The following is a 15,696-nucleotide window of genomic DNA, read 5'->3' as shown; positions in this document are numbered from 1 at the left end:
TTCCCCGCGCCCCTGGGCAGTTCACCGCGACCGGTATGGAGAGGAGAACCCGTGGACTTTGCATTCGCCGCTGAGGATGAGGCGTTTCGGGGGGAAGCTCGGGAATGGCTCGCCGGTCATGCTGACGGGACCCAGGACCGTCGTACCTGGGAGCGCACCCTCGGCAAGTCCGGATGGATCGGGATCGGCTGGCCGGAGGGCGGCTACGGAAACCGCACCGCCACGCTCACCCAACAGGTCGTGTGGGCCGAGGAGTACGCGCGGTCCGGGGCGCCCGCGCGGTCCGGGCACATCGGGGAGAAGCTGCTCGCGCCCACGCTGCTCGCCCATGGCACCGACGAGCAGAAGGCCCGGTTCCTGCCTCCCGTCGCCGCCGGGGAGGAGCTGTGGTGCCAGGGGTACAGCGAGCCCGGCGCCGGGTCCGATCTCGCCGGGGTGCGGACGAAGGCCGCACCTGGCGGGGACGGGACGTACCGGATCAGCGGGCAGAAGATCTGGACGTCCCTCGCGCACGAGGCGGACTGGTGCTTCGTGCTCGCCCGGACCGACCCCGATTCGACCCGGCACCACGGGCTGACCTTTCTCCTCGTTCCGATGGACCAGCCGGGGCGCATCGAGGTGCGGCCGATCCGGCAGATGACCGGGACCAGTGAGTTCAACGAGGTCTTCTTCGACGGGGCGCAGGCACGCGCGGACCATGTCGTCGGGGGCGAGGGGAACGGCTGGCGGGTGGCGATGAGCCTGCTCGGGTTCGAGCGGGGGGTTTCCACGCTGGCCCAACAGATCGGTTTCGCACAGGAGTTGACGCAGGTGGTGCGGGCCGCCGTACAGACCGACGCGGTCGCCGATCCCGTCGTACGCGCCCTGCTCGTGCGACAGTGGGCCGAGTTGCGGGTCATGCGGTGGAACGCCCTGCGGACGCTGGGGGGTTCGGGGGACGCCGGGGCCTCCAGCGCGGCCAAGCTGCTGTGGGCCGGGTGGCACCAGCGGCTCGGGGAGCTGGCGATGCTCGTACGCGGGGAGCGGGCCACGGTCGGGCCCGGGGAGTGGTCGGCCTCCTCGCCGTACGAACTCGACGCGCTTCAGCAGCTGTTCCTGTTCTCGCGGGCCGACACCATCTACGGCGGCTCGGACCAGGTGCAGCGCACCATCATCGCCGAGCGGGTGCTCGGTCTGCCCAGGGAACCCAAGGGGGTCGTCTGATGCGCGGCGTGCTGTTCGACGGGAGGCAGATCCAGGTCGTCGACGATCTGGAGGTGCGGGAACCCGGGCCGGGCGAGGTGCTGGTCGCGATCTCGGCGGCCGGGTTGTGCCACAGCGATCTGTCCGTGGTGGACGGGACGATTCCGTTCCCGGTCCCGGTGGTGCTGGGGCACGAGGGCGCCGGTGTGGTGGAGGCGGTGGGGGAGGGGGTCACGCATGTCGGGCCCGGTGACCACGTGGCCCTGTCCACGCTCGCCAACTGCGGTGCCTGCGCCGACTGCGACCGGGGGCGGCCGACCATGTGCCGCAAGGCCATCGGGCGTCCGCAGCGGCCCTTCTCGCGGGGCGGGGAGAGGGTGTTCCAGTTCGCGTCCAACTCCGCCTTCGCGGAACGGACCGTGGTGAAGGCCGTGCAGGCGGTCCGGATCCCGAAGGGCATCCCGCTGCCGTCCGCCGCGCTCATCGGGTGCGGGGTGCTGACCGGGGTGGGAGCCGTGCTCAACCGCGCCCGGGTGGACCGGGGGGAGAGCGTGCTGGTGATCGGGACCGGCGGGATCGGGCTCAACGTCATCCAGGGCGCGCGGATCGCGGGGGCGTCACGGATCGTGGCGGTGGACGCCAACCCGGCGAAGGAGGCGATGGCCCGGCAGTTCGGGGCGACGGACTTCCTGACCTCGGCCGACGGGGCGCGGGAGGTGCTGCCCACGGGGGCCGACCACGCCTTCGAGTGCGTGGGCCGCGTGGAGCTGATCCGCCAGGCGATCGACCTGCTCGACCGCCACGGCCAGGCGGTGCTGCTCGGCGTGCCCCCGGCGGGGGCCGAGGCCTCCTTCCTCGTCTCCTCCCTCTACCTGGACAAGTCGATCCTGGGCTGCCGCTACGGCTCCTCCCGCCCGCAACGCGACATCCCGCTGTACGCCGAGCTCTACCGGCAGGGCCGCCTCCTCCTCGACGAACTGGTCACCGAGACCTACCCGATCGAGGACTTCGAGAAGGCGGTGGGGGACGCGGAGGCGGGACGGGTGGCCCGGGGCGTGCTGACCTTCTAGCGGAGGACCCCCGCCCGGAACGTGCGCCGGTACGCGGTCGGGGTGACTCCGAGGGCGGTCTGCAGGTGCTGGCGCATCGACTGGGCGGTGCCGAAGCCCGCGTCGTGGGCGACCTGGTCGACCGAGAGGTCGGTGGACTCCAGGAGGTGGCGGGCGCGTTCCACGCGTTGCTGGGTGAGCCACTGGCCGGGGCTGACGCCCACCTCCTCGCGGAAGCGGCGGGTGAAGGTGCGCACGGACATGGCCTCCTGCTCGGCCATGTCCCGCAGCTGGATCGGCTCGTGCAGCCGGCCCAGCGCCCAGGCGCGGGCCGAGGTGGTGGTCGACTGCTGGGGGTCGGGCACCGGACGGTGGATGTACTGCGCCTGACCGCCGTCGCGGTGCGGCGGCACGACGGTGCGGCGGGCCACCTCGTTGGCGACGGCCGTGCCGTGGTCGCGGCGCACCATGTGCAGGCACAGGTCGACGCCCGCGGCGACGCCCGCGGAGGTCAGCACGTCACCGTCGTCGATGAACAGGACCTCCGGGTCGACCCTGATCTGCGGGAAGAGCCGCTGGAGGCGGTCGGAGTCGGCCCAGTGCGTGGTGGCGGGGCGGCCGTCCAGGAACCCTGCGGCGGCCAGGACGTAGACGCCGGTGCAGATGGAGGCGAGCCGGGTGCCGGGGCGGATGTGGGCGAGGGCGGCGGCCAGCTCCCCGGTCAGCACGCCCTGCTCGAAGACCGGGCCGAGTTCGTACGACGCCGGGACGATCACGGTGTCGGCGGTGGCCAACAGCTCCGGGCCGTGCTCGACCTGGATGGCGAAGTCCGCGTCGGTCTGCACCGGGCCCGGCGGGCGGATCGAGCAGGTGAGGACCTCGTACAGCAGACGCCCCTCGGCGTCCCGGGGGCGGCCGAAGATCCGGTGCGGGATGCCCAGCTCGAAGGGCAGGACCCCGTCCATGGCGAGGACGACCACGCGGTGCGGCTTCATGGCCCGATCCTAACGAATGCTGTCCTTCGGGCCAATGGAACCGGGAAGCCGCAGGCTGCACGCTCTATGTCGTGACCCAGACAACCGAAGCCGCCGTGCAGGCAGCCCACCCGGAGAAGCAGCCGACCTCTCGCCCGCGGCGGAGCCGCAGAGTGTCACCGCACCGTGCCTGGTTCGTGGCCGCCGTCACCTTCGTGACGATCATCGGCGCGGCCGCCTTCCGTTCCCTGCCGGGCCTTCTCATCGACCCCCTGCACGAGGACTTCGGCTGGTCGCGCGGCACCATCAGCGCGGCCGTCTCGGTCAATCTCGCCCTCTACGGCCTGACCGCGCCCTTCGCGGCCGCGCTGATGGACCGCTTCGGCATCCGGCGGGTCGTCGCGGTCGCGCTGACCGTGATCGCCGTCGGTTCGGGCCTCACCGTGTGGATGACGGCCGCCTGGCAGCTGATGCTCTACTGGGGCCTGCTCGTCGGCCTCGGCAGCGGCTCCATGGCGCTGGCCTTCGCCGCGACCGTCACCAACCGCTGGTTCACCGAGCGGCGCGGCCTGGTCACCGGCATCCTGACCGCCGCCTCCGCCTCCGGCCAGCTGATCTTCCTGCCGGTGCTGTCCTGGATGGTGGAGAAGCACGACTGGCGCCCGGCGGCGATCACGGTCGCGCTCGCCGCCCTCGCGGTCGTCCCCTTCGTCTGGCTGCTGCTGCGCGACCACCCGGCCGACGTGGGCCTGAAGCCGTACGGCGCCAAGGAGTTCGTGCCGAAGCCGGCGCCGGTCCAGGGCGCCGCGCGCCGAGCGGTCACGGTCCTGTTCAAGGCCGCCCGCACCGGCCCCTTCTGGCTGCTCGCCGGCACCTTCGCGATCTGCGGCGCCTCCACCAACGGCCTGATCCAGACCCACTTCGTGCCCGCCGCCCACGACCACGGCATGCCTGTCACGGCCGCCGCCTCGCTGCTCGCGGTGATCGGCGTGTTCGACGTCGTCGGCACGATCGCCTCCGGCTGGTTCACCGACCGCTTCGAGCCCCGCCGCCTGCTCGCCGTCTACTACGCCCTGCGCGGCATCTCGCTGCTCTTCCTGCCCATGCTGCTGGCCCCCTCCGTCCACCCGCCGATGCTCTTCTTCATCGTCTTCTACGGCCTCGACTGGGTCGCCACCGTCCCGCCCACGGTCGCCCTGTGCCGCGAGCAGTACGGCGACGACAGCGCGATCGTCTTCGGCTGGGTCCTCGCCTCCCACCAGGTCGGCGCGGCCCTGATCGCCTTCCTCGGCGGAGTCGCCCGGGACGTGTTCGGCACGTACGACATGGTCTGGTACGCCTCGGGCGCGCTGTGCGCGGCGGCGGCGCTGATGGCCCTGGTGATCCGGCGCCGGCCCGCCGCCCCCGTGCCCGCGACCGCCTGACGGCGGCTCGGAGGGCCCCCTCCGCGACCGCCCGCGCGGGCCCGGTCCCTCAGACGAAGCGACCCCGGTGGAACAGCAGGGGCTGCCCGTCCTCGCCGGTCCCGAGCGCGTCCACCCGCCCCACGACGATGAGGTGGTCCCCGCCGGTGTGGACCGCGTGGATCGTGCAGTCGATCCAGGCGAGCGTGCCCGCGAGGCGCGGGGAGCCGGAGACCGGGGCCGGGGTGTGGGTCACGCCCGCGAACTTGTCGGCGCCGCTCACCGCGAACGCCCGGCACAGCCCGCCCTGGTCCGCGCCCAGGACGTTCACGCAGAAGACGCCCGCCCGGGCGATGCGCGGCCAGGTCGCCGACGTACGGCCCACCATGAAGGCGACGAGCGGCGGATCGAGGGAGAGGGACGAGAAGGACTGGCAGGCGAAGCCGGCGGGAGGCGTGCCGGGGGCGGTGATCACCGTGACCCCGGTCGCGAAGTTCCCCAGCACGCGCCGGAACTCGGCCGGGTCGAGCGGCGCGCGTTCGTCCTCGCGAACACACCGCAGCTCGGGCCGGGGAAGCGCCTCCACCGGCCGCGTCCCCGTCGACCTCAGGTAACGGACGGCGGCTTCCGCCATTCCTGCTTGTCCCATCACATCCCCATTGAAGCTGACGGTGCGTCAGATGGGAAGGGGTGGGGCACCCCCGCGAAGGCCGCACGTACGCTGCGTCCATGGGGTGGGGGAACAGGCGGCTCAACGAGGCCGCCGCGGTGTGCGCGGTGCAGTTTCCGGCGATCGGGCTGGTCTGGTGGATCAGCGGGCAGCTGGGCGACGACTACGACTACGGGGGCGCCTACGGGGTCTTCGCGGTGTTCGCCCTGGCGTGCCTCCTGGCCGTGGCGCCGCTGGTCCTGCCGGTCCTCGGCCTCGCGCACGCCGTCGTGCAGGTGCTGCCGGCGCAGACGCTCGCCCGCCGGGCCGCCCGTCGCACGCGCGGGCCCGTGTGGGCCTGGCAGTTGTGCTTCACCGCGGTGCTCGGCGCGGCCTGGGCGGCGGTCGCCGTGCTGCTGTGGGACTGGCCGTTCACCACCACGGCACCCCTCTTCGCGGCCCTCGGCGTGCTTCCGGTGCTCGGCCTCGGGTGGCTGCGCAGACGGACGCGCGGCTTCTGGGGAGTGTGGCTGCCCTCCCTGTTCGCCTCCGTCGGGCTGTTCCTGCTGACGTTCCTGGGCGGGGTGCTGGCCACGGTCACGGGACTCGTCGAGGAGTACGAGCCTCCCGTCCTGTCCGCCGGACAGCTCACCGGGGTCTGGCGAGGCGACGAAGGCGCGATCCTGCACCTGCGTCCGGACGGCCGGGCCGAGCTCACCGCCCTGCCCACCGAGTCCGAGTCCGGCGACTGGTACGCCGAGCCGCCCTTCACCGTGTGCGACGGCACCGGATCCTGGGCTCTGCGCAGGGAGGGACGGGACGGCGTCGTCGTACGGCTGGACGGCGGGTGCGGGCAGGAGACGTACTGGAGGATCGGCGGGACGGAGACCGACCCCGAGCTGTTCGTGCCGTTCGGGGACCCCGACGCGCCGGACGTGCGGATCCTGACGCAGGCCCCCTGAGCCTCAGCGTCCCCGGTACTCCGGGCTCCGGCGCTCCACGAAGCTCGCCACGCCCTCCTGTGCGTCCGCCGTCGTCATGTTGATCTCCTGTGCGGCGGCCTCCGCGGCGAAGGCGGTGGCGCGGTCGCTGTCGAGGGACGCGTTGACGAGCTGCTTCGTCAGCGCGAGGGCGCGGGTCGGGCCGGCCGCGAGACGGGCCGCCCATGCGCGGGCCGTCTTGTCCAACTCCCCGTCCGGGACGGTCCGGTTGACCAGACCGAGCCGCTCGGCGTCCGGGGCGGACAGCGCGTCGCCGAAGAACATCAGCTCCTTGGCCCGCCGGGGGCCGACGAGACGCGGCAGGAGGTAGGCGCCGCCGCCGTCGGGGACCAGACCCCGGCGTACGAACACCTCGATGAACCGGGCCGATTCGGCGGCCAGCACGAGATCGCAGGCGAGGGCCAGGTGGGCGCCCAGGCCCGCCGCCGTGCCGTTGACCGCCGCGATCACCGGCTTCTCGCAGTCGAGGACGGCGGCGATCAGCCGCTGCGCGCCGTCACGGATCACACGGGCCACGTCACCGGCCACCCGCTCGCCCGCCGCCGCACCGCCCCGCAGGTCCGCCCCCGCGCAGAAACCGCGCCCGGTGCCGGTGAGGACCACGGCCCGGACGCCGGGGTCCGCGGATGCCTCGCCGAGCAGCTGGATGAGGCGTTCGCGCTGGCCGGGGGTGATGGCGTTCAGCGCCTCGGGCCGGTTGAGGGTGAGATGCGCGACCTGGCCGTCGACGGCGTGCAGCACCTCGCTCACCGGCACACCACCAACGCGTCGAGCGCCACCGCTCCCTGCCCCCTGGGCAGCACCATCAGCGGGTTGATGTCGAGCTCCGCGAGCTCGTCGCCGAGCTCCAGCACCATGCGCTGCACGCGCAGCACGACTTCCACGAGGGCGTCGAGGTCGGCGGGGGGCCGCCCCCTGACCCCGTCCAGCAGAGCCCGTCCGCGCAGGTCCTCCAGCATGTCCCTGGCCTGTTCCTCGCCGAAGGGCGGCACGCGTACGGCCGTGTCCCGCAGCACCTCGACCAGGACCCCGCCGAGACCGACCGTCACCGTCGGCCCGAACAGCTCGTCGTGCGCGGCCCCGACGACCATCTCGACGCCCCGCTCGACCATCTGGCAGACCAGGACACCGTCCAGGGAGACGTCCTCGTAGCGGGCGATGTCGGTCAACTCGCGGTACGCGTCCCGGACCTGGCTCGCGGAGGTCAGGCCGATCTTCACCAGGCCGAGTTCGGTCTTGTGGGCGATCTTCGCGCCGGACGCCTTCATCACCACCGGGTAGCCCACCAGGCCCGCCGCGCGGACGGCCGCCGCGGCGCTCGTCACCAGCTGCTCGCGCGGCACCCGGATCCCGTACGCCCGCAGCAGCTGTTTCGCCGCGTGCTCGCTCAGCTGCTGGCCCGGGCGCATCAGCGCCTGTGCCTTGCGGAAGGAGGGCGAGGGGGTGCGCGGGGCCTCGTCGAAGGGCGAGCGGTAGCCGGTGACGAAGCGGTGGTGGCCGAGGTAGGCGCGCACGGCGGTGATGCAGTTGCCGACCGTGCGGAAGGTGGCCACCCGGGAGGAGCCCAGCAGGGCCTCGCGGTAGGCCGGTTCGGTGCCGACCGGCGAGCCCCACACCACGCACACCAGCTTGTCGGTCTGCTCGGCCGCGTCCACCAGGTCCTGCACCAGCCGGTCGCTCAGGGGCGGGAACGGGCCGGTGACCGGGCAGATCAGCACCCCGACCGACGGGTCGGCGAGGATCGCGTCGATGATCTTCCGGCCGCGCCAGTCGCCGACCGGATGCCCGCCGTTGTCCACGGGGTTGGCCACGCTCAGGAACTCCGGTATCCACTGGTGCAGTTCGGCCTGCTTGGCCTCCGACAGGGCGGGCAGGCTCAGCCCCGCCTCGGTGGCCAGGTCGGCGAAGTGCGCGCCGGTGCCGCCGGAGATCGAGTACACGACGACCCCCTCGGCCTGCGGCGGCCTCGCGCGGGCCAACAGGGCGGCGGTGTCCTGGAGTTCGTCGAGGCCGTCGACGCGGATCACGCCGTACTGCCGCATCGCCGCGTCCACCACGGTGTCCGCGCCGGTGAGTTTGCCGGTGTGGGAGGCGGCCGTACGGGCGCCGGTCTCGGTGCGGCCGACCTTGACCGCGACCACCGGCACCTTGCGGCGGGCGGCCCGGTCGGCGGCGAGCAGGAAGGAGCGGCCGTCCTTGAGGCCCTCCAGATAGCAGGCGATGGCGCCGACCTCGGGACGCTCGGCGAAGTACGAGAGGAAGTCGGCGGTCTCCAGGTCGGCCTCGTTGCCGGTGGGCGCCCAGTGGGTGAGGCGGATGCCGAGTTCCTGGAGGGCGAAGACCGGGCGGCCCTGGTGGCCGGACTGGGTGATCAGGGCGATACCGGGACCGTCGAGGTCGTCGCGGAACGAGGAGAAGGCGTTCAGGTTGGTGTTGGGGCCCAGCAGCCGTATCCCGGACTCCGCCACCGCGGCCGCGAGCCGCTCCTGCGCCTCGGCTCCCTCCTCGCCGGTCTCGGCGAACCCGGAGGCGAAGACGACCGCGAACTTCACCTTGGCCTCGGCCAGTTCCGCGATCAGCGGGAGGGGGTCGGCGACCAGCAGGACGGCGAGATCGACCTGCTCGGGCAGCTCGGCCACGGACGTCGTACAGGGGATGCCGAAGACGGCCTCGCGGGTCGGGTGCACCGGGTGCAGCCGGGCGCCCACCCGGCCCGCCCAGTCGATCAGCTGCCGGGTGACACCGGTGTTCGGGCGGCCCTCGGTGTCCGAGGCGCCGATCACGGCGACCGACTCCGGCCGGAAGAAGCGGTCCAGATCGGGGACGTCGGCATACAGTGGCCGGCCGCCTACGTCGAGATCGTCGACCTCGGCGGGCCTGCCGTGGACGGCGGGCCCGGGTTGCTCGCCGCACGCGATGACCCGGGCCCGGCGGGAGTCGGTGGTGAGGGTGCCGTGGGTTGATCCAAGCATCGGTCCGCCCGCTCCTGTGTGACAGCGTGAATAACTGACGCAGTGTCAGATTACAGAACTGACGCTGTGTCAGGAACGGGCGTGCACGCAAAGTTGACGTGCGGACTACAGCACCGAGAGCACTTCCTTGGCCACCCGCTCACCGGAGCGGACGGCTCCGTCCATGAAGCCCATCCAGTGGATCGACGTCTCCGTCCCGGCCCAGTGGATGCCGCCGACCGGGGCGCGCAGGGCCGGGCCGTACTGCGTGAGGACTCCGGGCGCGCCGATGGAGACGGGGCCGCCGCGGGTGTAGGCCTCGTTGTTCCAGCGTTGCAGGACGAAGGAGGTGGGGGAGGCCGCTTTCGAGCCGAAGTACGTCACGTAGTCCTTGAGGACGGCCGCCTTGACCTCCGCCTCGCTCGCCGCGTCGAACTTGCGGGCCTCGTCGGCCTCGATGAATCCCATCAGGGCGCCGTAGGAGGCGTCGGGCGGGGAGTTGTCGAAGGTCGAGCTGATCACGCCGGTGTCGCTGACAACCTGGCCGTTGAGGCCGTCGGCCCGCCAGAAGGGGGTGTCGTAGATCGCGATCGCCTTGCCGACCGAGGCCATCGGCAGGCGCTGGGTGAGCTGATCGCGGGCGGCGGGCAGCAGCGGGTCGTAGGTGATGCGGGCCGCGAGCGGCGGCGGTACGGCGACGACGACCCGCTTGGCCGTGACGGTGACGCCGTCGGCCGTGACGACGTACTTCGAGCCGGACTTGGCGATCGTGCGCACCGGGGCGTTCAGCACCACGCGGTCGCCCAGGGTGGCGGCGAGCTTGATCGGGACCAGCTGGGAGCCGCCGACGAAGCGCAGTTCCTGGGCGCCGCCCGCGGTCTCGGTGAGGCGTTCCAGGGTGCCGGGGGTGGTCTCGTTGCCGGCGGCCGCGATGTAGAAGAGGACGAACAGCAGGGAGAGTTCACGGGGTTCGGCCGAGAAGATCGACGTGCAGGCCACGTCCAGGAGGAACTTGGCCGACGGGATCACCGCGTTGGCGCGCAGCCAGGTCTCGAAGGTCTGGCGGTCCCACTCCTCGGCCTTGGCGGCCGTCCAGGGCGCGTCGAGGGGGATCGTCTTGGCCATGTCGTCGAGGGAGGCCTGCACGATGGCCGCGTTGGCGAGTCCGGCCGCGTCGATCGGCGGGACCGAACCGAGGATGCCGTCGGTGGCGTAGGCGGTCTTCTTGCCGTCCTTGTAGAGCAGGTTCTTGCCGGTGTTGTAGGTGGCGAAGGTGCCCACGCCGAGCGAGTCGGCGAGCGCCTTGATGCGGTCCTGGGTGGGGCCGATGAACTCGCCGCCGCCCTCGGTGACCCCGCCGTTGGCCAGGGGCAGGTTGAGAACCCGGCCGCCGACGCGGTCACGGGCCTCCAGGACGGCGACCGTCTTCCCGCCCGCGACCAGGTCACGGGCCGCGGTGAGCCCGGCGAGACCGGCACCGACGATCGCGACGTCCACGTCCCGGGTGGTCGCAGCGGAGGCGGGGGAGGCGGCGGTGCCGGTGAGGGCGGCGGCCCCGGCCGCGGCGGCGGCACCGCCGATCAGGGAGCGCCGGGAGAGCCGGGGGAGCGGGGAGAGCGAGGGGAGCTGTCTTTCGCGTGCCACGTGCGTCCTCCGTGGTGGAGAGAGTGTGGAGCTAGAACATGAGAAGTGTTCACATTCTGGCCCCGTGCGAGGGCACACGACAACGCTCCTGCCACATCTCTCACACATGTAACAGGAGCGCTGGTGAAGCGAGTTGGGGCGTTCCGCGTCAGACGGGAAGGCGCGAGAGCCTGCCCGCGCCGTCCTTCTCCACGGCCTTCGCGATCTTCTCCGCGTCGATCGCCACCTCGCGGAAGGTGCCGCTGATGGGCGTGACGTAACCGCTGAAGTAGAGGCCGGGGGCGTTCTCGGGGCAACGGGAGCCGTTGACGACCGGGCCGCCGCGCGCGTCCAGGACGTCGAGGTGGCCGACCAGGTCCTCAAGCGAGCGGGCGTACCCCGTGGCGGCGATCACCGCGTCCGGGGTGATGCGGGTGCCGTCGGCGAGGCGCACCTCGCCGTCCTCGAAGCCCTCCACGGCGGCCACGACCTCGACCTTGCCCGTGCGGATCGCATCGATGAGGCCGACGTCCTGGACCGGGATGGCGCCCTCCTTGACCCGGCTGTAGAGCCCGGTGTCGGGACGGGGCAGTCCGTGCGCGGACAGGTCGGGCACGCTGAGCCTCGCCATGGGGCGGGCCAGCCGGTCCACGAGGCCGACCGGCAGCCGTCGTACGAGGACGCCCGTGTACTGGGCGGCCCAGCCGGCCGTGGAGCGGCGCACGATGTGCGGGGCGGTGCGCACGGACAGCCGGACCCGCGCGGCGCCGCCCTCGACCAGGTCCACGGCGATCTCGGCGCCGGTGTTGCCGACGCCCACGACGAGCACGTCACGGCCGGCGTACGGCTCGGGGTTGCGGTACTCGCCGGCGTGCCGGAGCTCGCCCTTGTACTCCTCGCGGCCCGGCCAGTCCGGCAGCAGCGGGGTGTGGTTGTAGCCGGTGGCGACGACCACCGCGGCGCCGGTCAGCTCGCGGCCGCCGGTGGCGTGCAGCAGCCAGCCGGTGCCGTCGGGGGTGCGTTCGACGCGGGAGACCTCGACTCCGGTGACGGTCTCCAGCTCGTGGAACTCGGCGTACTTCTCCAGATAGCGCACCACGTCGTCGCGGGCGACCCAGCGGCCGAAGCGGCGCGGCATCGGCAGGCCGGGCAGGGCCGACAGCCGGCGGGTGGTGTGCAGGTGGAGTCGGTCGTAGTGGCGCCGCCAGGACGCGCCGACGTGCTCGGACTTCTCCAGGACGACAGCGCGGACACCCCGCGCGCGCAGCGCGTACGCGACGGAGAGGCCGGCCGGGCCGCCGCCGATGACGTACACGGGTCGATCGGGCTGGTCGGGGCGGTCTGCGGGGGCGGGGTCGGGTGCGGAGTCGGCCATGAGCGCGAGCGTAATCAGACAGCGCGTTGATGGGTCTCGGTCAAGACGGGAATTGGTTGCGGATCGATCACGCCTGTAGGAGGGGTGGGTGGGGCCTGTGGCGTAGGTCACCTGGTTGTGCGGGTACGGAAAAGGCCACGGCGCCGGCTCCGCGGGTGCGGAGCCGGCGCCGTGGCGTGCGGCGGCCGGAAGTCGACGGGAAACCGGGCCGCGGGCGTGGGTGCTACTTGGCCTTCTTGGCCTTCTTGTGGCCGGTCACCTTGGCGATCCAGGTGATGAAGTCGCCGGGGTCGGTGTTGGCGCCGTGGCCCTGGTCCCAGTAGTAGAGGTGGTTGACCTCGTCGCCGAGGCCCGCGGCGGCGGCCGCGAGGTTGGCGGAGACGACGTGCGAGGTGTCGGTGTCGTTGGTGCCGAGGCGGATCCACCAGTGCTTGGAGCGGCTGCCGTTGACCTTCTCCACCAGGTGGTACATCGGGTTCATCCGGTCGAGCTTGGCGGGGATGTCGCTCGCGACGCGCTTGGTGGACAGCCCTGTGCTGTCGTTCTTCGCGCCGTACGCGGTGAAGTGGCGGTTCGCCGTGGTGCCCGCGCCGAACAGGTTGTTCTCGCCGGCGGACAGGTCGAAGGCGTCGAAGGCCGGGGCGGTCTTCTTGCGGGCGCCGACGTGGGTGAGGAAGCCGTCCCAGGTGAAGCTCGCCCGGCCGCCGGACCAGGTGATGAAGGTGTTCGCGGCGAGGTAGGTCTCACGGTCGGAGTCCGACAGAGCGGCCAGGTAGGTCGTCGCGGAGGGCTCCAGGTACTGCTTGACCAGGTACTCGTCGTAGTTGCGGGCGGTCAGCGTGCCGAAGCGGTTCAGGCCCCGCAGCTTCAGCCTCGCCTGGTACTCGGCGAACTGGGACCGGAGTTCCTTCGACACCGTCTGGTCGACGGTCTTGCCGGTGGACGCGGTGACGTTGGTGCCCCAGTTCCACTCGTAGGCGCCGTCGGCGTGCTCGAGGTCGGTGATCGGGCACCAGGCGCCGACCGCGAAGATCGCGTCGGAGGCGTCGGCGGCTCCGATCGCCGCGAGGTCCTTGTCGTAGACGGGGCTGTCGCCGGAGGCGCCGAGCAGCGCGGACAGGGCGCCGCCCGCGCTGGTGCCGGCGGAGACGATCCGCTCGACGTCGCCGGGGATGCGGCCCTTGTTGGCCTTGACGTAGCGCACGGCCGCCTTGAGGTCGACGATCGCGGCGGGGGCGGTGCCGTAGTACTCGCCGGCGGAGTTCTTGAGGGTACGGCCGCGGGCGCCGGGCTCGATCACGACGTACCCGGCGGCCAGGGCGAGGAGCTGGTTGCTGCTGGTGGCCCCGCCGTTGGCGTTGGTGTTCTCGTTGGCGCCGGGGGCGGCCGAGGCGCTCGGCGCGGCGCTGCCGGTGGGGGCACCGCTGCCCATGCCGCCGCCCATGCCTCCGGCACCGACGCCGGTGGCGTCCGCCACGGAGGACGGCATGTAGCCGCCGATCGAGTTGGCGAGCAGGATCGGGGCGTTGCTCGCGTCGACCGCGGTGCCGTCGATCTCGACCGGGGCGCTGACGATCAGGGACTGGTAGGTCGCGTCGACCGGCTTGGAGACGTAGGTGACGGCCTTCCAGAAGTGGTAGGTGACCGAGTGCTCGGCGCCCTGCGTGTCGGTGACGGTCGTCGTCAGCTTCGTCCAGGCGTCCGGATCGAAGACGAGGTCGTCGTCCGTGGACGTCGAGGTGCTGCCGGTCGACGCGTTGGCGCTGAGGGCGAGGCCTCCTGCCGCCACGGCACCCGCCGTCGCGCCGATCCCCATGACGACGCTCCTGCGCTTGACTGACCTGTGCTTCACGGTTCGCTCCCTCGGCGGTTTCTGCTGACGTCTGCGAACGTAGCCAGAGTGCAGACAAAATTGCCAACAATCCGTGGTCATTCATGGAGGATGCACAGCTTCACGGCCGGCGTACAGGCTTCCCGGAACCGGTGATCTGACGTACCGTCAGATTTCATGGACACGATCTGGCTCACCGGAGCCGAATGGCTCGCCGTCCTGCGCATAGGCCTCGGGTTGTGGTGGCTGGAGAGCTGGCGGCACAAGGACAAGAGCACGTGGTTCGAGGGCGGCGGCATCACCTGGGCCGCGGACATCGCCGCCAAGCACCGCTGGACCCCGGTCCGCAGCGGCTTCGACGTGGTGGTCGCGCCCCGCCCCAGGACGATGGCGTACGTCGTCGCGTACGCCGAACTCGCCCTCGGCGCGGGCCTGATCCTCGGCTTCCTGACCCCGCTCGCCCTCGTCGGCGGCCTGCTCCTGAACGTCCTCTACTTCACCCTGATGATCCACGACTGGGCCGAGCAGGGGCAGAACTCGATGATGGCCCTCATCTCGGTCGTGGCCCTGTTCGCGATGTCCTGGCAGACCTGGTCGCTGGACGCCGCGCTGGGCTGGTTCTGATGGGCGCGCGGTACGACCTGCCGGAGGCGGACGCCTTCACGCGGACCTACTGGGACGCGGCGGCGCGGGGCGTCCTGCTGCTCAGGCACTGCGGAACCTGCGGCCGAGTCCACCACTACCCGCGGGAGTTCTGCCCGCGCTGCTGGAGCGAGGACGTCTCCTGGTCCGCCGCGACCGGCCGGGCCACGCTCCACACCTGGTCCGTCGTCCACCGCAACGACCTGCCGCCCTTCAAGGACCGCACCCCGTACGTCGCCGCCGTCGTCGACCTCGCCGAGGGGCCCCGGATGATGACGGAGATCGTGGACTGCGCGCACGAGGACCTGCGGGCCGGGCTGGACCTGGAGGCCGTCTTCCCGGACGGGGTGCCGAAATTCAGGCCGCACGGGACGTCCGGGGCGGTTTGAATGGGCGGATGACCGACGTCGACGACCAGCACCTCGCCCGCCCCTTCACCCCGCTGCACGGCCACGGCCTGCGCCTGTGCGCCTGGGACGCGGACTCCGACGCCCAGGTGCGGGACTGGCTGCGCGCCTTCCTGGACCCCGAGTTCGGGCGCTGGAACACCCCCCTCACCCTGATCCACGACCTCGACGGCGCCCGTGCCGCCATGCGACGCAAGGCCGACCAGGCGGCACAGGGCACGAGCGCGTCGTACCGGATCACGGACGAGTCGACCGGTACGACGCTCGGGCACGTCGGCGTCAACATGATCGACCACGTCTTCCGCACCGCCCGCGTCGGCTACTGGGTGCTCCCCGAGGCCCGCGGCCGGGGCGTCGCCACCCGCGCGCTCGGCCTCGCCGCCCACTGGGCCCTCACCGAACTCGGCCTGCACCGACTGGAACTGGGCCACGCCCTCGGCCACGGCGCCTCCTGCACCGTCGCCGAACGCTGCGGCTTCCGCTACGAGGGCACACTGCGCGGCGCGATGTTCGAGGCCGGCCGCCACGACACCTTCCGCGACCTGCACCTGCACGCGCGACTGGCGACCGATCCGGAACCGGCATAATTCGCGGGCGCCCGGCGCGCCC

14 protein-coding genes are annotated in these 15,696 nt (G+C 72.2%); 7 read left to right on the top strand and 7 right to left on the bottom strand.

The annotated features are described in order from the left end of the window. Positions 1-51 precede the first annotated feature (51 nt). Together IOD14_RS41145 and IOD14_RS41140 are read left to right on the top strand one after the other, a co-directional pair. The gene (locus tag IOD14_RS41145) at positions 52-1,203 is read left to right on the top strand and encodes an acyl-CoA dehydrogenase family protein (RefSeq protein ID WP_212672932.1); all 1,152 of its coding nucleotides are present in this window, start codon (positions 52-54) and stop codon (positions 1,201-1,203) included. Continuing rightward, the gene (locus IOD14_RS41140; protein ID WP_123989984.1) at positions 1,203-2,252 is read left to right on the top strand and encodes a Zn-dependent alcohol dehydrogenase; all 1,050 of its coding nucleotides are present in this window, start codon (positions 1,203-1,205) and stop codon (positions 2,250-2,252) included. The genes IOD14_RS41145 and IOD14_RS41140 overlap by 1 nt, the downstream gene beginning before the upstream one ends. Here IOD14_RS41140 and IOD14_RS41135 read toward each other — a convergent pair. After that, positions 2,249-3,226: a helix-turn-helix domain-containing protein gene (locus IOD14_RS41135; RefSeq protein WP_123989983.1), complete on the bottom strand. Its 978-nt coding sequence runs from the start codon at positions 3,224-3,226 to the stop codon at positions 2,249-2,251. The two genes, IOD14_RS41140 and IOD14_RS41135, sit on opposite strands and share 4 nt — an antisense overlap. A 71-nt stretch (positions 3,227-3,297) precedes the next feature. On the opposite strand from IOD14_RS41135, the gene IOD14_RS41130 reads away from it, so the two are divergent. Further along, positions 3,298-4,629, top strand: a complete 1,332-nt coding sequence (locus tag IOD14_RS41130) for an MFS transporter (protein WP_123989982.1) — start codon at positions 3,298-3,300, stop codon at positions 4,627-4,629. 49 nt (positions 4,630-4,678) lie between these two features. On the opposite strand, the gene IOD14_RS41125 is transcribed toward IOD14_RS41130, so the two are convergent. Then, positions 4,679-5,257 carry a flavin reductase family protein gene (locus tag IOD14_RS41125; protein WP_123989981.1) on the bottom strand — a complete coding sequence of 193 codons (579 nt, stop codon included), beginning with the start codon at positions 5,255-5,257 and terminating at the stop codon, positions 4,679-4,681. An 80-nt stretch (positions 5,258-5,337) separates the two neighbouring features. Here IOD14_RS41125 and IOD14_RS41120 point away from each other — a divergent pair, with 80 nt between their 5' ends. After that, complete coding sequence (locus tag IOD14_RS41120) at positions 5,338-6,219, top strand: hypothetical protein (RefSeq protein ID WP_249126195.1); 882 nt, start codon at positions 5,338-5,340, stop codon at positions 6,217-6,219. A gap of 3 nt (positions 6,220-6,222) precedes the next feature. Here the strand turns inward: IOD14_RS41120 and IOD14_RS41115 are convergent, their stop codons facing one another. The 5 genes from IOD14_RS41115 to IOD14_RS41095 form a co-directional block, all read right to left on the bottom strand. Continuing rightward, on the bottom strand, positions 6,223-7,014 hold the full coding sequence (locus IOD14_RS41115) for an enoyl-CoA hydratase-related protein (RefSeq protein ID WP_123989980.1): 792 nt from the start codon (positions 7,012-7,014) through the stop codon (positions 6,223-6,225). Continuing rightward, on the bottom strand, positions 7,005-9,230 hold the full coding sequence (locus tag IOD14_RS41110) for an acetate--CoA ligase family protein (protein ID WP_212672931.1): 2,226 nt from the start codon (positions 9,228-9,230) through the stop codon (positions 7,005-7,007). The genes IOD14_RS41115 and IOD14_RS41110 overlap by 10 nt, the downstream gene beginning before the upstream one ends. 105 nt (positions 9,231-9,335) lie before the next feature. Further along, positions 9,336-10,853, bottom strand: a complete 1,518-nt coding sequence (locus tag IOD14_RS41105; RefSeq protein WP_212672930.1) for an FAD-dependent oxidoreductase — start codon at positions 10,851-10,853, stop codon at positions 9,336-9,338. A 148-nt stretch (positions 10,854-11,001) separates the two neighbouring features. Further along, positions 11,002-12,207 (bottom strand): NAD(P)/FAD-dependent oxidoreductase, encoded by a 1,206-nt coding sequence (locus IOD14_RS41100; protein ID WP_212672929.1) that lies wholly within the window; start codon positions 12,205-12,207, stop codon positions 11,002-11,004. 223 nt (positions 12,208-12,430) lie between these two features. Then, entirely contained in the window at positions 12,431-14,023 is a 1,593-nt protein-coding gene (locus IOD14_RS41095) for a subtype B tannase (RefSeq protein WP_212673506.1), read from the bottom strand. Between the two features lie 192 nt (positions 14,024-14,215). Between IOD14_RS41095 and IOD14_RS41090 the strand changes: the two genes are divergently transcribed. The 3 genes from IOD14_RS41090 to IOD14_RS41080 are packed head-to-tail and all read left to right on the top strand — an operon-like array spanning position 14,216 to position 15,674. Beyond that, complete coding sequence (locus IOD14_RS41090; protein WP_212672928.1) at positions 14,216-14,662, top strand: DoxX family membrane protein; 447 nt, start codon at positions 14,216-14,218, stop codon at positions 14,660-14,662. Next, complete coding sequence (locus IOD14_RS41085; RefSeq protein ID WP_123989975.1) at positions 14,662-15,069, top strand: Zn-ribbon domain-containing OB-fold protein; 408 nt, start codon at positions 14,662-14,664, stop codon at positions 15,067-15,069. The genes IOD14_RS41090 and IOD14_RS41085 overlap by 1 nt, the downstream gene beginning before the upstream one ends. An 8-nt stretch (positions 15,070-15,077) precedes the next feature. After that, on the top strand, positions 15,078-15,674 hold the full coding sequence (locus IOD14_RS41080; protein ID WP_212672927.1) for a GNAT family N-acetyltransferase: 597 nt from the start codon (positions 15,078-15,080) through the stop codon (positions 15,672-15,674). The last annotated feature ends 22 nt before the right edge of the window (positions 15,675-15,696 follow it).

This window comes from Streptomyces sp. A2-16 (genome assembly GCF_018128905.1).
Classification (GTDB): Bacteria; Actinomycetota; Actinomycetes; order Streptomycetales; family Streptomycetaceae; genus Streptomyces.
This window is presented reverse-complemented; position numbering and strand designations above follow the sequence as displayed.

Coding starts and splice junctions, on each gene's coding strand:
- IOD14_RS41140 (WP_123989984.1), top strand. CDS start 1,203: ATGCGCGGCGTGCTGTTCGACGGGAGGCAGATCCAGGTCGTCGACGAT.
- IOD14_RS41135 (WP_123989983.1), bottom strand. CDS start 3,226: ATGAAGCCGCACCGCGTGGTCGTCCTCGCCATGGACGGGGTCCTGCCC.
- IOD14_RS41125 (WP_123989981.1), bottom strand. CDS start 5,257: ATGGGACAAGCAGGAATGGCGGAAGCCGCCGTCCGTTACCTGAGGTCG.
- IOD14_RS41120 (WP_249126195.1), top strand. CDS start 5,338: ATGGGGTGGGGGAACAGGCGGCTCAACGAGGCCGCCGCGGTGTGCGCG.
- IOD14_RS41110 (WP_212672931.1), bottom strand. CDS start 9,230: ATGCTTGGATCAACCCACGGCACCCTCACCACCGACTCCCGCCGGGCC.
- IOD14_RS41100 (WP_212672929.1), bottom strand. CDS start 12,207: ATGGCCGACTCCGCACCCGACCCCGCCCCCGCAGACCGCCCCGACCAG.
- IOD14_RS41095 (WP_212673506.1), bottom strand. CDS start 14,023: ATGGGGATCGGCGCGACGGCGGGTGCCGTGGCGGCAGGAGGCCTCGCC.
- IOD14_RS41090 (WP_212672928.1), top strand. CDS start 14,216: ATGGACACGATCTGGCTCACCGGAGCCGAATGGCTCGCCGTCCTGCGC.
- IOD14_RS41085 (WP_123989975.1), top strand. CDS start 14,662: ATGGGCGCGCGGTACGACCTGCCGGAGGCGGACGCCTTCACGCGGACC.
- IOD14_RS41080 (WP_212672927.1), top strand. CDS start 15,078: ATGACCGACGTCGACGACCAGCACCTCGCCCGCCCCTTCACCCCGCTG.